General features: G+C 68.3%; 13 protein-coding genes and 1 pseudogene. 9 read left to right on the top strand and 5 right to left on the bottom strand.

The window, feature by feature from the left end; translation table 11 throughout:
• Positions 1-377 precede the first annotated feature (377 nt).
• Entirely contained in the window at positions 378-674 is a 297-nt protein-coding gene (locus ACTOQ1_RS04125; protein ID WP_440064526.1) for a hypothetical protein, read from the bottom strand.
• Between the two features lie 209 nt (positions 675-883).
• Between ACTOQ1_RS04125 and ACTOQ1_RS04130 the strand changes: the two genes are divergently transcribed.
• A complete protein-coding gene (locus tag ACTOQ1_RS04130; RefSeq protein WP_440064528.1) occupies positions 884-1192 on the top strand; it encodes a hypothetical protein in 309 nt (102 codons plus the stop codon).
• 28 nt (positions 1193-1220) lie between these two features.
• On the top strand, positions 1221-3221 hold the full coding sequence (locus tag ACTOQ1_RS04135) for a hypothetical protein (protein WP_440064529.1): 2001 nt from the start codon (positions 1221-1223) through the stop codon (positions 3219-3221).
• A 10-nt stretch (positions 3222-3231) separates the two neighbouring features.
• Here ACTOQ1_RS04135 and ACTOQ1_RS04140 read toward each other — a convergent pair whose 3' ends face one another.
• Positions 3232-3708 carry a hypothetical protein gene (locus tag ACTOQ1_RS04140; RefSeq protein WP_440064530.1) on the bottom strand — a complete coding sequence of 159 codons (477 nt, stop codon included), beginning with the start codon at positions 3706-3708 and terminating at the stop codon, positions 3232-3234.
• 492 nt (positions 3709-4200) lie between these two features.
• Between ACTOQ1_RS04140 and ACTOQ1_RS04145 the strand changes: the two are divergent.
• Together ACTOQ1_RS04145 and ACTOQ1_RS04150 are read left to right on the top strand one after the other, a co-directional pair.
• Positions 4201-5028: pseudogene (locus ACTOQ1_RS04145) on the top strand (helix-turn-helix domain-containing protein).
• Positions 5019-5225, top strand: a complete 207-nt coding sequence (locus ACTOQ1_RS04150) for a DUF397 domain-containing protein (RefSeq protein ID WP_440064531.1) — start codon at positions 5019-5021, stop codon at positions 5223-5225. Before ACTOQ1_RS04145 ends, ACTOQ1_RS04150 begins: the two are co-directional and overlap by 10 nt.
• Positions 5226-5617: 392 nt before the next feature.
• Here the strand turns inward: ACTOQ1_RS04150 and ACTOQ1_RS04155 are convergent, their stop codons facing one another.
• Positions 5618-6094 (bottom strand): hypothetical protein, encoded by a 477-nt coding sequence (locus ACTOQ1_RS04155; RefSeq protein WP_440064532.1) that lies wholly within the window; start codon positions 6092-6094, stop codon positions 5618-5620.
• Between the two features lie 109 nt (positions 6095-6203).
• Between ACTOQ1_RS04155 and ACTOQ1_RS04160 the strand changes: the two genes are divergently transcribed.
• Together ACTOQ1_RS04160 and ACTOQ1_RS04165 are read left to right on the top strand one after the other, a co-directional pair.
• Positions 6204-6470, top strand: coding sequence for a Scr1 family TA system antitoxin-like transcriptional regulator (locus ACTOQ1_RS04160; protein ID WP_440064533.1), 267 nt, complete (start codon positions 6204-6206; stop codon positions 6468-6470).
• 71 nt (positions 6471-6541) lie between these two features.
• Positions 6542-7432 carry an NmrA family NAD(P)-binding protein gene (locus ACTOQ1_RS04165; protein ID WP_440064534.1) on the top strand — a complete coding sequence of 297 codons (891 nt, stop codon included), beginning with the start codon at positions 6542-6544 and terminating at the stop codon, positions 7430-7432.
• 81 nt (positions 7433-7513) lie between these two features.
• Here ACTOQ1_RS04165 and ACTOQ1_RS04170 read toward each other — a convergent pair whose 3' ends face one another.
• Positions 7514-8482, bottom strand: a complete 969-nt coding sequence (locus tag ACTOQ1_RS04170; protein ID WP_440064536.1) for a helix-turn-helix transcriptional regulator — start codon at positions 8480-8482, stop codon at positions 7514-7516.
• Between the two features lie 174 nt (positions 8483-8656).
• Between ACTOQ1_RS04170 and ACTOQ1_RS04175 the strand changes: the two genes are divergently transcribed.
• The 3 genes from ACTOQ1_RS04175 to ACTOQ1_RS04185 all read left to right on the top strand — a co-directional run bounded on the left by ACTOQ1_RS04175 (position 8657) and on the right by ACTOQ1_RS04185 (position 14010).
• Entirely contained in the window at positions 8657-12109 is a 3453-nt protein-coding gene (locus ACTOQ1_RS04175; protein ID WP_440064537.1) for a S8 family serine peptidase, read from the top strand.
• Positions 12110-12359: 250 nt separating this feature from the next.
• Positions 12360-13010 carry a LysE family translocator gene (locus ACTOQ1_RS04180; RefSeq protein ID WP_440064538.1) on the top strand — a complete coding sequence of 217 codons (651 nt, stop codon included), beginning with the start codon at positions 12360-12362 and terminating at the stop codon, positions 13008-13010.
• 61 nt (positions 13011-13071) lie between these two features.
• Entirely contained in the window at positions 13072-14010 is a 939-nt protein-coding gene (locus ACTOQ1_RS04185; RefSeq protein ID WP_440064539.1) for a MerR family transcriptional regulator, read from the top strand.
• A 587-nt stretch (positions 14011-14597) separates the two neighbouring features.
• Here the strand turns inward: ACTOQ1_RS04185 and ACTOQ1_RS04190 are convergent.
• The gene (locus ACTOQ1_RS04190; protein WP_440064541.1) at positions 14598-16655 is read right to left on the bottom strand and encodes a hypothetical protein; all 2058 of its coding nucleotides are present in this window, start codon (positions 16653-16655) and stop codon (positions 14598-14600) included.
• Positions 16656-16745 lie beyond the last annotated feature (90 nt).

Genomic DNA, 16745 nt, shown 5'->3' on the forward strand with positions numbered 1-16745 from the left:
GGCGCGGCTTTACCTGCCGGGGAACTGGTGTGAGGTGTCGGAATCGCAGTGGTGGGGGATGGCGTGGAGCCCTGGGCACTTGCCGGCGCGGCCATCAACGAGATCGGCAGCACCAGTGCGCCCAGCAGGGCAGCGTGGCGGTGCGTCCGGGCGGATAAGCCGGACGCTGATCGGCGTGTGTTCGCTCACAGCCTTTCGAACGTATGTATGAAAACAGGCCGATCATCACACGAGACGAAACCAAAAGCAAAGATCGTTTTCAGTAACGGGAAAGGAATGCTCCGTAATCAAGTCCGATGCGGCGATTGAGCCGGACAGGTGCCGCGAGGAGAGCGCCCGGAAACTTCCCGCGCATGTGACCGGGGCGGCAGCAGTGGTCAGCGGTCCGGTTGCTGGAGGCGCCGGATCTGGAGGCGCAGCTCTCGTTCGCGGTGCTCGCGTCGTTGCTCTCGGCGTAGTTCCGATTCGTCGGCGCTCTCGCGGTCCCAGCGCGCCCGGGTCCGCCGGATCTCGTACAGGGCGACACGGGACAGCCAGATGATGCCGATCACGATGGCCATGAGGATCGTCACGTGGCCGGCGAGGAACAGCACGAAACCGGCGACGAAATATATCCAGTACGCGGTTTTGACGGCGACTTCTATCGTGTCGATGTGCTTTTCGAACAGCGTCATGCGTTACTCCGATGGTGGTGGGTGGAGTAGCCGCTCCGGCATGAGAGGGAATGACCGAAATACCAGTTCCGTCCGCTCACGGGTCATAGACCCACCGGCGGAAGCGCGATACCGGTCGAGTACGGGACTTGCCGACTTAGACGATCAATACCTAACCTGGTATGCGACTTTCTCCTTCATCACGGGGTCACGAAAAGGGCGGGGGTGGCGTGGCCGAGCGGATGGTGCCCAGTCCCCGGCACGAACGGCTGAGGCAATTGCTCGCCGAAGCCGAATACCGGGCAAATGAGGTGCGGCAGGCATACCAGCGCACCTCCTCGGCGATGCGGTCCGGGCAGGTGTGGACGGGGCCGACGGCCACCACCTGGACCACCGAGTTGGAAGACCGGCACCAACGGCTGGGGCGGCTCGCTCAGAGCGTGGTGGACGCGGTCGAGGAGGAGCTGCGCCGCTCTCCCCCGCTGGTGACCGAGACCGAGGCGAACGCCATGCGCCGGGAGATGGCCGGACGCACGTGACCGTCATGACCATGAGGGGGAACGTTCCATGGCACCGACCGCCGAGTTCTGCGGCATCGACCCTGAACAGATGGGTCAGCTCGCCACCTCCCTGCGCGGTGCCGCCGACCGGCTGACCGCTTTCAGCAGGGAGTTCGAGGGAAAGCTTCGCGAGAACGGGGTCGAGACCCCCGCGCTCCGGGAGATCACCGACATCGCCGACTGGGGCGGGCGGCAGGTCTCCATGCTCCACGGCCGGATCGACCTGATCAAAGCCCTGGGCGACGGCGCCCCCGAGCTGGGCGGGGCGGGTGGCACGGGCGGCGCGGCCTCGGTGGCGGCGGGCGGGCAGGGGCTCATCCGTCTTCCCGACGAGCTGAAGGACTACGACCTCGCCCAGGGCCTGGCCAGGATGTACGGCGAGGACATCCTCGTGAACTTCCACAGCGACCTGCAGGCCAAGCTCATCCACGAGCACATCGACGACGTCGCCAAAATCGCCGAAAACCCCCAGGCCGCCGCCGCATTCTTCGCCCTGCTCTCGCCCAAGGTCCGCGACAGCCTGCCCAATCTCATCGCGGTGACCGGCAGCAAGACCGCCAAGAAGGACCTGGCCGTCTTCAGCAAGGCCCTCGGCGCGGCTCTGAACGCCCCCACCCTCGTCCCGGCCTTCGCCAAGGTCAGGGACGACCTGGTGAAACCAGCCGGCAGCAAGGTCACCGCCTGGAGCCGGCTCGCGCTGCTCAGCGGCGCCAACGCCCCCTCCTCCGTCCGCAGCGCGGCGGCCCGCGCACTGGTTCTGGACGAGTTCGCGAAGAAGCCCAAGCAGGACTGGCGGGCCGGCGGCCCCACCGAGACGAAGAAATACGGCCTGCCCGAAGACCTGGTCGCCATGGGGCTGGAGGTGCTCGCCGGAGACGGCGCGGCGGTACGGGACACCTTCGCCAAGATGGGCGGGAACGACGTCAAGCTCAGCCAGGTCGACAAGATGAAGCTGTTCCTCGACCGCGCCAAGATGGCGGGCACCGGGGACGAAGTGGCCGACGCCTTCGGCCGGGCGATGGAGGCGGGCACCGAGGCCAAGACCGAAAAGGCCGGCCAGCACAGCCCGGAGGCCGCCGCCTTCGCCCTGGACGCGATAAAGGTCGCGGGCTCCTTGGGCAGCGACCTGCCCAAGGTCGGCTGGGACTCCATGAGCGTGATCGCGAAGTCCTACATCCACGAACTGGCCTCGGGCGCCCGCTTCGACAAGGCCGTCTACCGCGATTCCGGCATGGGAGTTCCAGAAAGCTGGATTCATCTTCCTCCCGTGACCCCGGCGTTCTACCTCAGTCCGGGCGACACCTTTCGCTTCCTGAAGACCTTTGTCGGAGACAAACAGCTCACCGACGACTTCGACGCGACGGCGGCTCAGTTTCGTCATGACACGTTGATAGCAGCGGCTCGCCTGGACGCTCAAGGCACGACCCGATACTTCGAGGACTCAGCGAAAATGTTCGGCGACCTGGCCGGTATCGAGTTCAAGGCGACGCTAGACGTCCGTGGAGAGCAGGACGCCATCGACGAAGTAGCCCTTAACATCGTCAAGAACACCGCCTCCTTCGTGATCGACGGGGTTTCACCCACAAGTAGGGGTCTTATAGCGGGGTGGGAATTACTCAAGGCACACGGCGTCAGCATGGGCCTTGACGAGGCGGCCGACAGAATCGAGACGCGAGTAGAGGAAGCTACCGGGGCTCGGGCAGACTTCGTTCTGCGCCTGAAATACGATATGGCTCGTCTCCTTCACGAGGCCGATTATCCGGCGAGCGGACCACCTGCGGAAGCCATGAACATGGACACCGGAAAACTCAAGACCTATGACGAACTCATGGCCGAAGCGAAGAAAGAAGCCAGCAACGGTAAGGAATGGGAGCAAGTGTTAAAGGAAAAGCTGACACCCTACGAACGCTGGATGGACAGCAACAGAAAATTAGACGACAAAGCCGAGGATGCCTCAACCTACCAAGGTAGCGAGCGCCCCAAGGAAGAAATAAACATCTGGGATTGAGCCAACTTCATTACCGTGACAGACAGGCGGTCACTGCGTGCAGCCGCCAGGTAGGGGCCTCAGGAGCTATATATACGGTCACTTTTAAATCCGGATCCGTTTTAGTGCCATAGATAAATCTCCCCTCCTCAGTCTCCATCTGACTGAAGTCGAACTCCAACTTGTACCCAAGAACTTGGGCAAGGGTGTTCTCCATTAGCGTTTGAGCTCGATCCAGGTGAGCGTTCAATGGTTCATCGACGCGCTCATAGTCTGCCGTGGCTCGCAGCGCTCGTTTGAACTTGTCCTTGCCGCAAGGAATATCCTTGTCGGGACGCTGCAGGATGCGCAGCTTCTTGAGTGGGTTCTTGAAGATGCTGTTGGTCTCCAGCTGCTGAGTGTCTTTCTGCAACACCGCCGCCGCGTCCTTCAGGGAAGGATCGGAAGCACATCCCGCAGTCACCATCACCAGCGCCAGACCAACGGCAAGTAACCGGGTGGAGCGCATTTGGAACCTCCGGGGGTGGTGGGCGCCGAGACGTATCAATCTTTACCCACTCGGCACGTGTTCGCCACACCCTTTCCATACTCGTTCGTCAGGCAAGGGGAGCTGCCAGGTCACGCCGATCGCTGTCGTCAGCCAGGGCAGGAGCATGTCCTCGCGGGTTGAAGCCGTGATCCGCTCAGCCGGCGGCTCGCTCGTCGTCATGGTTTCGCCTTTCAAATGCTTTCCGGTGCTCGCGGCGAGAGACCAAAATAGGGTTATCTCATTCATATCCGACCCGATTCGCCTCCGACCAGGGAAGGGATTTACTGCTTTCTTGTCAGCACTTTCGTGAAGAGGATTCCTGTGCCTAGAATGCCTTATCGGTAGTCGACCGACTACTGGATAGGCAACCCAGGATAGAGCGGACCATGACAGCCGTTGGTTTACCTGGACTGGATTTGATATCACCGGCCGACCATTAAGTCCGTTTTTTCTAATTCGGGAGGAAATGCAATGGATGAGGTGCTGCCCCTCGACCCTGGATCCCCTCGCGTGCGGTTCGGCGCCGAGATGCGTCGGCTGCGGGAGGCCGCGCAGCTCTCGCAGTCCTCCGTAGCCCGGCGACTCGGCTGCACCCAGACTCAGATAAGCCGCCTGGAGGGAGCTACCCGCACACCGTCGAAGTCCGACGCGGAGAAGCTGGACCAGCTCTTCAACACTGCTGACGGCAACGCCTTCACTCGCCTCCGTCAGCGCATCCTGGCCCAGCCTGGCGGCCCGATCTGGTTCCAGAGCTGGGTCGAGGAGATCGAGCCGACCGCCCTCGTCCTACGTTCCTGGGACCCTCTCCTTGTTCCCGGCCTTCTCCAGACAGAGCCCTATGCTCGACATATATTTAGCTAGGAACCTCAGACAACTTCAGAGGAGATTGAAGGACGAGTCCAAAATCGCATAGAGCGGCAGCAAATCCTCGATCGGGATCCTCCTTTCTCGGTTTTAATGCTTATCGATGCAGGTGTGCTACGCCGTAAGGTTGGCGGGACCAAAGTGATGCATGAGCAACTTGGCCATCTCCTGGAGATCACCCAGAGGCCAACCATATCTATCCAGATCGTCAGTCCGGAATGCCTTACCGGCCTGCTGGGCGCATTCATGATCGCTGAGCTTCCTCATGAGCAGCCAGACGCCATTCATGTGGACTCATCGGACGCAGGACATGTCACGACCGATCGTGAGTCCGTAACCGCAATTTGGAAGCGCTATGAGACGATCCGGCTCTGGGCCTATCCTGAGCACATGTCCCTCAAAATGATCGAGGATGTGAGGCAGGAATGGACCTGAGCGCTGCGGTATGGCGTAAGTCATCGCGCTCCGGCGGAAACGGCGGCCAGTGTGTTGAGGTGGCCTCCAACCTGGCCGGGGTGGTCGCCGTTCGCGACAGCAAGAACCCCGGTGGCCCCAAGCTGCTCTTCGCCCCCACCGAGTGGAAGTCGTTCATCGGCAGCGTCAAGACCGGCGAGTTCGACTCTCTGACCTGACCTTTCGTCCCCTCGGTTCGTCGACCACCACGCTTACAGACTGCGAAGCGGCGGCCGGGACGTTCGACCTGAGAATGGTCGTCCGTCCCGGCTGGAGGCGTTGGAAAAGGGATGTCAGAAGAGGGTACCGGGGCGGTGGGGGTCGTCTTCCTGGTGCGGCTGGTCTTCCTGGGGCTGCGGAGGCCCGCCTCCGGTTCCTGCCGGTGGCGGTAGTGGTTGAGGACCAGAAGTTTGTCGAGGACGTCCAACGGGTGCCCTGGCTGTGGTCGTGGAACCCACGGTTCAGGACAATGTCGGCCTCAGGCAGGGGTGCCTTCGCCTTTTGGGCCTCGTAGTCGCGAATGGCCGATTCCGGCTCCTCGGTCCGGATTCTGGAAGTAAGAAAATATTCCCTACCGCGACAGACAAGCAGTCATCGCATGCAGCCGCCAAGCAGGGGCGTCAGGAGCCACGTACACAGTCATCTTGACCTCCGGATCCCCCTTCGTGCCGTAGATGAATCGTCCATCCTCTGCATCCGTCTGGCTGAAATCAAAATCAAGCTTGTATCCGAGCGCTTGCACAAGCATTTTCTCCATCAGCCCGTGAGCGAAATCAAGGTGGCTGTCCACGTCAGAGCCTTTATTCTCGTAGTCCGCCGTAGCCCGAAGCACCCTTTTGAACTTGTCGTTGTCACAAGGGATGTCCTTGTCGGGGCGTTGCAGGATACGCAGTTTCCTGCCTGGGACTTTGAAGGCATCGTCGGCTTCCAGGCGTTGCACGTCCTTCTGCAACTCCGCCACCGCGTTCTTCAGGGAAGAGCCGGAAGCACATCCCGAGGCCGCTGTCACCAGCACTAGACCGACGGCGAGTGACCGAGTGAAGCGCATTCAGGACCTCCGGGGGTAGCGGGCGCTGGGACGTACCGATCTTTGCCCACGCGGCACGCGTTCGCCACACCCTTTCCATGCTTGTTCGTCGACCAAGGGGATTCGCGAGATGCGCGAACAACTCGGCCACCTGCTGGAAATCACTCGGAGGACAACCGTTTCCATCCAGATTGTCAGCCCGGAGTGTCTCACGGGCCTGATGGGCGCTTTCACGATCGCCGAACTTCCAGACGGACAACCAGGTGCCCTTCATGCTCTTCGCCCCCGCCGAGTGGAAGTCGTTCATCGGTGGCGTCAAGACCGGCGAGTTCGACACTCTGACCTGACCTTTCATCCCCTCGGCTCGTCGATCGCCACGCCTCCAGGCCGGTCCTAGGTCCATGGTCCGATGTGGCGGGCGCGGGACGGGACGTAACGTCGGCCTCTCGTCCACAGAGGGGTAATCCAATGACGTTTCTGGTGACCGGAGCGACGGGCAAGGTCGGTCGGCATGTGGTCGGCCACCTGCTCCGCGCGGGTCGGAGGGTGCGTGCGCTCACCAGGGATCCGGCCGGGGCCGGCCTGCCGGAGTCCGTGGAGGTGGTGCGGGGCGATCTCACCGATCCCGGCACGCTGGGGCCGGCCTTCGACGGTGTCGAGGGCGTGCACCTGCTGACCGCGGGCGGCGACGACTACGCCACGCTGCGGACCGGACCGGAGTTGGCCGGGCTGGCGGAGAAGGTCGGAGTGCGGCGGGTCGCGCTGCTGTGGAACGGTCGGGTGGGTCCGGTGGAGGAGGCCTTCGCGGCGAGTGGCGTCGAGTGGACCAGGCTGCAGCCGGTCGACTTCATGAGCAACACGCTGGCCTGGGCGTCGGCCATCAGAGCGGAGGGCGAGGTACGCGAGCCGTTCGCCGACGTTCCGGGCGGGGTCGTGGACGAGGCGGACGTCGGCGCCGTTTCGGCGGCGGTGCTCGTACGCGGCGGCCACGCGGGGAGGACATATGTGCTCACGGGGCCTCAGACGCTCAGCCGGCGTCAGCGCCTGGCCGCTATCGCGGAGGCGACAGGCCGTCCGCTCCGCCTCGTCGAGCTCACCGAGGAGCAGGCGCGCCGGCGCTGGCGGCAGGCGGGACACGGTGAGGAGCTCATCGAGCTGCTCACTTCCTGGCAGCGCAACCCGCCGCCCGAGTCCACCTCCGTCTCGCCCGCGGTGCGTGAGATCACCGGTCGCGAGCCGCGTTCGTTCGCGGAGTGGGCCGCCGAGCACGCCGCCCACTTCGGCGCGGAGGCAGTGAAGGCCCCGAAGGTCCCGGAGACCGTGAAAGCCTCGGAGGTCCCGGAGTCCCCGGAGGCGTAGGACCTGGATCTGGGCCTCCGTGCCGAAGTGGGTCGTGTCGGTGAGCCACGTCGATTGTCAGTGAGCCACGTCGAGCAGGTCCTAGATCCAGCCGCGCCGGGTGGCCTCCATTGCGACCTGGAACCGGGTCTGTGCTCCGACGCGGTGCATCAGCTTGGTGACGTGCCGCTGCACGGTGCGCTCGCTCCATCCCAGGGCCCGGCTGGCGGCCTTGTCGGTCGCTCCCGAGGCCAGCAGCGTGAGCAGTCGCGCCTCCTCCTCGGACAGCACCTCCGCGTCGGGTGAGTTCAGCTGGACCGGGACACTGCGTGTCCACGTCGTCTCGAAGAGGGCCACCAGCGCGTCCAGGAGCGGGGAGGGGTGGATCACGTAGGACGCCGCGATCATGTCGTCCACCGGCCGGAGCAGCGGGATGATGGCGAGCCGGTCGTCGGAGATGGCCAGTTTCATCGGCAGGTCCGCGGCGATCCTGGCCTGCTCCCCGTGCCGCATCCCGGCCGTGACGTCGTCCAGCCAGCCGGGAAGCGCGAGCGCGCTCCTGTCGTAGATGACCCGGTACTTCACCCCCCGCTTCAGCAGGGCGAGTTCCACCTGGTTCGGCTCCCTGTGCGCATGCGGGGCGGCGTAGGGCGGGCGGTCGAACCCCCGCATCTGGGTCCGGGTGTTCTGTTGCATCTGCACCCAGTGGTGGTTGACCTCGTCGCGTCCCGAGACGATCTCGATCAGATCGCCCGGATGGGCGAACCGGGTGCCCGCGCGGTACATCTTGACCAGCGTCCCGATGTGCAGGCGGACGTCGCGCAGCCCGGCCTCGCGCTCGCGCAGCACGGCCTCCAGCCCGCTGTCCGGTGAGACGGCGACATAGCGAACGGGGCGTCCCGTGGAACGAGTGGCCAGGCCGAGGTCGACGAGCGAGCGCAACGTCCGTCTCGCGGCTGACACCGGGAGATGACAGTCATGGACGAGTTCGGAGACCGTCGCCTGCGTCCTGCGGACGAGTGCGTCGTACACCGCCTCGTCCTGCCGGCTCAACCCGATCGCCTCAAGCATCACACTCTCCTTGCCTGTACGGTGAGCTCCGGTACCGGGAACAGCCCGCCACTTCGCCTGTCGTGTTTACGTCACCTGACAGGAACTCGCCTCTGACCCAGCTTGTCAGGGGATGACGGCTGATGCCAGCGTTCAGGAGCATCACAGCGCGCACCTGAACGAAGGAGTCCCTCCATGTCGCTGTCCGCCCTGCGCTCTCGCGGGCAACGCCTGTCACTCGCCGCACTCCTCGTCCTGGGATCACTCGCCACGGCCCTGCCGGCGGCCCCGGCCATGGCCCAACAGCCCTCGGCGGAGAAGCCTCCCGCGGAGCCGGCCCGGCGAGGAAAGATCGCCCCCGAACTGATCGACCGGACGAGAACCGCCGGTGCCCGTGCCGACGACCGCGTCGAGGCCGTCGTCGTGCTCGGCGCGGGCGCCGGCCTCCGATCGACGGCCCCTTCGCCGGGCGAGGCGCGGAAGGCCCTGACCGAGACGGCCGAGGCCGTGCAGGCCCCCGTCGTCCAGCTGGTCGAGTCCCAGGGTGACCAGGTGCTCAACACGTTCTGGATCAAGAACATGGTCCTCGTGCGGGCCAGGCCCGCCACCCTGGAGGCGCTGGCCGCGCTCGAACTGGTCGACCGGATCATCCCCAACTTCGAGCTCAAGGCCCCGCCCGCGCCGCGCAGCGCCGCGAAAGCCAAGGAAGGGGAATCGGCCTGGGGCATCGAGAAGATCGGCGCCGACCGGGTGCGGAAGGAGCGCGGGCTCACCGGTGACGGCGTGCGCGTGGCGGTTCTCGACACCGGTGTCGACATCGCCCACCCCGACCTCACCGGCAAGCTCGTCACCGACGACGCCTCGGACCCGTCCTACCCGGGCGGCTGGATCGAGTTCGGCCCGGACGGCAGGCCGGTGCCCTCCTCACCCCACGACAGCAGCTACCACGGCACGCACGTGGCGGGCACGATCGCCGGAGGGAACGCGTCGGGCACGCAGATCGGTGTCGCACCCGGCGCCGAGCTGATGGCGGGCCTGGTCATCCCCGGCGGCAACGGGACGTTCGCCCAGGTGGTCGCCGGCATGCAGTGGGCGATCGCGCCGTACACCGCCGACGGCACCCCCGCGGGCAAGCCCGCCGACGTCGTCAGCATGTCGCTGGGCGCGGAGGGGTACGCCGACGAGATGATCGAACCGGCCAGGAACATCTACCTGGCCGGCGCCTTCCCGTCCTTCGCCATCGGCAACGAGTGCCTCGAAGGAGGCTCGGGCAGTCCCGGCAACGTCTACGAGGCCGTGTCCGTCGGCGCCACCGACGCGGGCGACGACGTGCCGGAGTTCTCCTGCGGCGGGGTGGTCCGCAGGACCGACTGGATCGACGCGCCCGCCGAGTGGCCCGAGTCGTACGTCGTTCCCGACATCTCGGCACCCGGCGTGGACGTGCTCTCGGCCCTGCCGGGCGGCGAGTACGGATCGCTGAGCGGCACCTCGATGGCGACCCCGCACGTCTCGGGCACGGTCGCGCTGATGGTCGAGGCCCGCCGCGACCTCGGCGTCGACGAGGCGCTGGGCATCCTGGCCGGTACGTCCTTCTTCGACGAGCGCTACGGCGAGCGCCCGAACCCGCGCTTCGGCGCCGGACGGATCGACGCGTACGCCGCCGTCGCGGAGGCGGCTCTCAACAGCGGCGTCCGGGGCGTCGTCACCGACGAGAAGACCCGCAAGCCGCTCGCCGGTGTGACGGTCACCCGGACGGACACCGGCCGGACCGTCGAGACCGACGAGCAGGGGCGGTTCGAGATGCGGCTCGGTGCCGGGTCGTACGACCTGACGCTGTCCAGGTTCGGCTACCGGCAGGAGACGGCCGGGGTCCGCGTCGCGGCGGACCGCTTCTCCGACGTCCGCGTCGCGCTGGACCGGACCCGCTGGGGGAGGATCTCGGGGCAGGTGAGCTACGGCCCGACCGGCTCGACGGTGCCGGGCGCGACGGTCACGGTGCTCGGCGTGCCCGACAGCCTCGTGGCGACGACGGACCTCAACGGCCGGTACACGATCGACGACGTGCCCGAGGGCGACTACCAGGTCGTCGCGGCGGCTCCCGACGTGTCGAGGTCGGAGCCCGCGAAGGTCACCGTACGCGGGACGAAGCCCGCGCGGGCCGACTTCGCCCTCCCCCGGCCCCTGGCCACCGAGCGCGTCTCGGTGACCTCGGACGGCCGCCAGGGCAACGGCGACGCGTGGTGGCCGAAGATGAGCGCGGACGGCGAGGTGGTGACGTTCGCCAGCCTGGGGTCCGGCTTCGTCGCCGACGACACCAACAACGACCTCGACATCTTCGTGACCGATCTGCGTACCCGGGCGGTCGAGCGGGTCTCGGTGGCCTCCGACGGCGCCCAGAGTGACAGCTTCTCGCTGAGCCCGACCATCAGCGCGGACGGGCGCCTCGTCGGGTTCGGCAGCGGGGCCACCAACCTCGTGCCCGGGGACACCAACGGCCAGACCGACGCCTTCGTCCGTGACCGGGAGACGGGGAAGACCGAGCGGGTCTCGGTGGCCTCCGACGGCGCCCAGAGCGACGGGCTCTCCTCGTCCCCCTCGTTCAGCGCCGACGGCCGGTTCGCCGTCTTCAACAGCGACGCCACCAACCTCGTGCCCGGGGACGTCAACGGCCGGACCGACGTCTTCGTCCGCGACCGGACCACCGGCAAGACCGAGGCCGTCTCGGTCGGGACCGGCGGCGCCACGGGCGACGGGAACTCGCGCGAGCAGTCGATCAGCGCCGACGGCCGCTTCGTCGCCTTCGAGAGCCAGGCCACCGACCTCGTACCGGGAGACACCAACGGGCACGCCGACGTCTTCGTCCGCGACCGGCAGACCGGGAAGACCGAGCTGATCCCCGCGCCGGACGCGAGGGAGGCGAGCACCCCGTCGATCAGCGCCGACGGGCGGATGGTGGTCTACATCGCGAGTGGCGGGATGGAGGGATACCAGATCTACGTCCACGACCGGCAGACCGGCACGAGGAGGCTCGCGTCGGCGGCGTCCGACGGGAGCATGGCCAACGACTGGTCCTTCGCTCCCTCGCTGAGTGACGACGGGCAGACCGTGGCGTTCTACACCTACGCCACCAACCTCGCCGGTAGTGACACCAACGGGCAGACGGACGTGTACGTGCGCGACCTCAAGGCGGGCACCACCACGCGGGTCTCCGCGGGTCCCAAGGACGTCGAGGGTGACGGCTCGGCGGGCATACCGTCGATCAGCGGGGACGGGCGGTACGTCGCCTTCGAGAGCGACTCCGCCAACCTCGTCGGTGACGACACCAACCGGCGGTCCGACATCTTCGTCCACGACCGGACCCCGGGTCCCGAGCCGCGCTTCACCCTGGCCGGCCTCGACGTCAGCCCGGACCACACCCGCCCCGGCCGCCCGGTGCGGATCACCGCGTGGGTGAAGAACGTGGGAGAGAGGGCGGGCGGGTACGACGCCGTCCTGCGGGTCAACGGCGAGGTCGAACGGCGGCAGACCGTCCAGGTCCGCGCCGACAAGGCCGTGCGGCTCTCGTTCGACACGCGCCGCAGCGATGCGGGTACGTACACCGTGGAGCTGGGCCCGCTCACCGGCCGGTTCGTGGTGAAGGGCCACTGACGGGCTGTGGACCGCCACTGACCGGACGCGGGTGACACCGCTCCACCATGTGACCTCGCCCCCGGCCGGTCGCGGCGCACCAGCCCGCGACCGGCCGGGGGCGAGGATTCTCACGCCGGAAAGAGGATTCCCACGCGGGAACCGGAAAGAGGACTCTCACGCGGGAAAGAGGATTCTCGCACCGGAAAGAGGATTCTCACGCCGGGAAAAAGGGTTGAGCCGGAGTGACGGACGCGAACATGATCGGCTCATGGATCTCGTCGCGTCCCTGCCCGCCTTCGTCGTCGCCGTCGTGCTGATCTCGGCGTCACCGGGTCCCGCGATGGCGTTGATCCTGCGCCGTGCCGCGCTGCACGGTTTCCGGGGAGCGGTGCCGACGGTGCTGGGCCTGGAGGCCGGTCTGTACGCCTGGGCGCTGTTCGCCGCCGCCGGCCTGGCCGCCCTGGTGGCCGCCTCGGAAGTGGCCTTCGTCGTCCTCCGCGTGGTCGGTGCGGGCTTCCTGCTCTACCTCGGGCTGAAGGCGTGGCGCACCGCGTGGCGGATCCGGAGGGCCGGGCCCGCGCGGGAGATCGCCGAAGACACGCCGCCCGGCCCGGGGCGGGGCTGGTGGAGGGCCTTCGGCGAGGGCGCCCTCGTGATGCTCGCCAACCCGAAGGCCGCGGCCTTCATGATCGCTTTCTATCCCCAGTTCGTACCGGCCGACCGGCCGCTGTTCTCCACCACCGCGCTCCTCGCGCTCCTGCAGGTGGCCGTCGAGATCGCTCTGTACCTCGCCCTGGCGGCGGTGGTGGGGCGCGCGGGCGCGTGGTTCCGCAGGCCCGTGATCCGTCGCCGGCTGGAGGCCGTCAGCGGCACCGTTCTCATCGTCCTGGGCCTGCGCATGGCCGCCGCGACCCGCTGACGCCGCGCGGGCTCGTACTCCCGCTTGCACCTCCCCTGGAGGGAGGCGCGAGGGTGGGGGCATGGACGGCGACACGCTCTACTCGATCGGTGACCTGGCCCGGCGGACCGGGCTGACGGTCAAGACCGTTCGGTTCTACTCCGACCGCGGGATCGTGCCGCCGACCGGCCGCAGCCCGGCCGGTCACCGCCTCTACGGCATCGACGCCGTCGCACGCCTGGACCTCGTACGGACGCTGCGCGACCTGGGAGTGGACCTCCCCACGATCCGCAGGGTCGTGGAACGGGAGATCTCGCTTCCCGAGGTGGCCGCGGCGCACGCCGAGGCGCTGGCGGTGCAGATCCGGACGCTGCGCCTGCGGCGCGCGGTGCTGACGGCGGTGACCAGGCGCGGGTCCACCCCCGAGGAGATGGATCTCATGCACAAACTGGCAAAGCTCTCCGAGGACGAACGCCGGCGCCTGATCGGCGACTTCCTCGACGCCGCCTTCGGCGGCCTGGACGCCGACCCCGGATTCGCGGGGATCAGGCGCACGATGACCCCCGAGCTGCCCGACGACCCCGAACCCGCGCAGGTCGAGGCCTGGGTGGAACTGGCCGAGCTGTCCCAGGACCCGGAGTTCCGCGGCGTCATGCGACGCCTGGCAGAGCAGCACGCGGCCGAGCGCGCCCTGGACGACGCCGGCGGCCCGCGCCGCGATCCCGTCGCGATGGTCCGCGACCAGGCGGGCCCCGCCCTGGCGGCCGGTATCGCCCCGGCCTCGCCCCTGAGCGATCCGGTCGTCGCGACGGTCACGGCACGGTACGCGCACGTCGTCGGCCGCCCCGACGACGCCGACCTCCGGCGCCGGTTGCTGGTCCGGCTGGAGAGCGCGAACGACCCCCGCAGGGAGTCGTATCTCCGGCTGCTCTCAGTGATCAACGGCTGGCCGGCCCCGGAAAGCCTGACGCCGGTACTCGACTGGTTCGTCCAGGCCCTGCGCGTCCGCACACCGGGTTGACGCGCTCCTCGGCACGAGCGCCGGGGATCCGGCCCGTGCCACTCGCGCGGCCGTGCGTCGTTCCCGGATCCGCCCTACCGTTGGGCTCCCGGACCGGATACGGGCGAAGGCGGGGCTTCATGCGGCGAACGGGCGCGGTGGCGGTGGCGGCGCTCGCGATGGTCTCGGACGGGGTGTTGTGGGCGCTGCACGACACGTGGAAGGCCCCCATGACACTGAGGCGGTGGCAGGACGGCCGATGGGAGACGACGGCCGCACCGTCCAGGGTGAAGGCCGTCAAGGCCCTGGCGACGAGTCCCGGCGGCGGGATCTGGGCGGTCGAGCCGGGAACGGGGGCGTGGCACGGGACGGGGACGTGGAAGGTGGGCGTACGCGAGGGCGACGGGTGGCGGGAGCTGGTGCTGGCCCTGCCGGATCAGGAGATGGGGAACAGCGTCGCCCACGCGCACGGCGGCTGGGTGAGCTTCGGTGGAGCCGCACGTCACCGACCTGGTGGCCACCGGCCACGGGATCTACGCGCTGGGCTCGGTCACCGCGGAGGGACGGTCCCGCGGGGCACTCTGGCACGCCGGTTAGACCCGGTACGGCTATTTCGGCTGGTAGCAGCAGAGCCGTCCGGTTCGCAGTGTCGTGCGCAGTTCCTCGCCGAGGGCCGGGTCGGCGGCGGCGACGCGGTCGACGGCGCGCCGGAGGGCCTTGCCGACCGAGACACGGGCGCGTTCCTCGTTGCCGGTGAAGTTCCGGGTCCGTCCGGCCAGACCGGTCGCGGACGCCAGCTCGTCGATCAGCCAGTCTCGCTCGGCCCGCAGCCGCTCGGCCCGGACGACGTCGTTGGCCGACTCGTATCCGTCGATCTCCTCCTGCAACAGCGACAGACGCTTGCGGTAGGCCCTGATGGCCTCCTCGTCCAGGGCCGGCTGGGCGGTCCCGGTGCCGGCGTCCGCGACCACCCTGTCGCGCGGTACCGGGCCCGCGGCCAGCTCGATGGCCGGAATCTCGTATCGGGGGTTGGCGAGCAGGATCGCGAGGTAGGCCATCCCCAGGCTGTGCTCGACGTGCACGCTCCGCGAGCCCAGCCCGACCCTCCACCGGCGGCCTTCGCGCCGGCACTCCATGAGGGGTCGCCGCCCGCCGTGCCCGGCGGCGGTGACCGCGGCGTGCGGTCCCCTTCCACCGGGCAGGACCATGCCCAGCTCGGCCGCCTCGCTCGTGGCGACCTCCAGCTGCCGGGCCGCCTCGGCGGCGTCCCCGGCCTCGGCCCGGAGTGCCAGCGCCTGCGCCCACCGCACGCGCGACAGGACCGCCGCCGGCCAGTGCCCCATGGCCAGATTGCCCCGTACGGCCATCTGCAGATGCTCGACCGCCCGCTGGGCGTCACCCATGGTCAGCGCGGCCACGCCCAGCGCGTGCCGGGCGGAGCCGAAACACGCGACGCCGAGACTGGCCACCATCGGAAGCCCGGCGAACGGGCCGAGCAGCTCGTAGGCCGCGGCCGAGGCCTCGGTGTCCCCCAGCAGGTGCGCGGCCTCCACGACGCCGTGCATGGTCACCAGCCAGCTGCTGGACCGGGGCAGCAGGGCCAGATCGCCGCCCCGCAGCCGCGCCAGCGCGCCGGCCGCCTGCCGGTGGTCCCCGGCGGTGGCCGCGGCGACCGCCAGCGCGGCCAGGTAGGAGTTGTCCACGGCGCTGAGCGTCGGCGAGTTCACCTCCTCGGCCAGCATCGGAACCAGCTCGGCGATGCGGCCCTGGTACCAGCGGATGGCCACCATCTGCGCGCCGTACCAGCCGGCGGCGTCCGCGTCGCCGGCCCGCCTCCCCCGTTCGGCGCAGGCGGCGGCCTCGGCCTCGGCCTGCTCCAGCCGCCCCGCGCGGATGCCGAGCATCACGTCGATCGCCCGCACCACGAACCCGATCGCCAGGTGGTCCTGCTGGGCCAGCAGGCCGCGCAGTTCCGCCAGGTGGCGTTCCGCGTGCGGGTCCGCGTCGAGAACGTGGTCGACGGTGCGCCACAGCAGTCCCATCAGCAGATCGCCACGGCACGAGGTCCGGAAGCCCGCGGCGATCAGTTCCCGGGCGAGTTCGTGCCGCGTCTCGCTCTGACCGGGACCCAGCAGGCAGTGGTGGGCCAGACTGACGGCCTCGGTCCACGCCGCCGGATCGCCCGCCCGCCTGGCCTCCTCCAGCGCGGCGAGGACGGCGGTGTGCCCGCCCGACCGGTAGTCGGCCTCGGCGGCCAGCCGTACCCTGAGCCGAAGGGCCGGTGACGACCGCGGGTCCACCACCGACAACGCGTGCCGCAGGCGCGCCTCGATCGACGCGGCGGCCATGACACCACGGTGTTCGTGCACCCACAGACCGGACAGTCCCAACGCCGCGAAGGCCATCGCCTGACCGTCGCCCTCGCTCTCGGCCGCGCGGTACGCCGCGTCGAAGCACTCCCGGCTGGACCGCAGGTCACCGTGGACGCACCGGGCGCGTATCCCGCTGAGGAACAGTGACTCGACACTGTCCGCCTTCGGCGTCACCCCGTCGTGGTACGGCAGGCAGTCGCCGGCCCGTGACCGGCGGGACACGGGGTTTCTGCGCCCCCTGTCCATCTTGTCGTGGACCGGGTCCTGGACCAGGAGCAGTGGCTGGCGATCCACGGCGCGCCTCAGCTCGCGGTGAGGCGGAACAGCCCCTGCGGGTCGGCGGGCGGAACGGGGGCCGCACGGTCGACGACGACCGTGGCGATC

It is taken from the genome of Streptosporangium sp. OZ121, assembly GCF_051918885.1.
Classification (GTDB): Bacteria; Actinomycetota; Actinomycetes; order Streptosporangiales; family Streptosporangiaceae; genus Streptosporangium.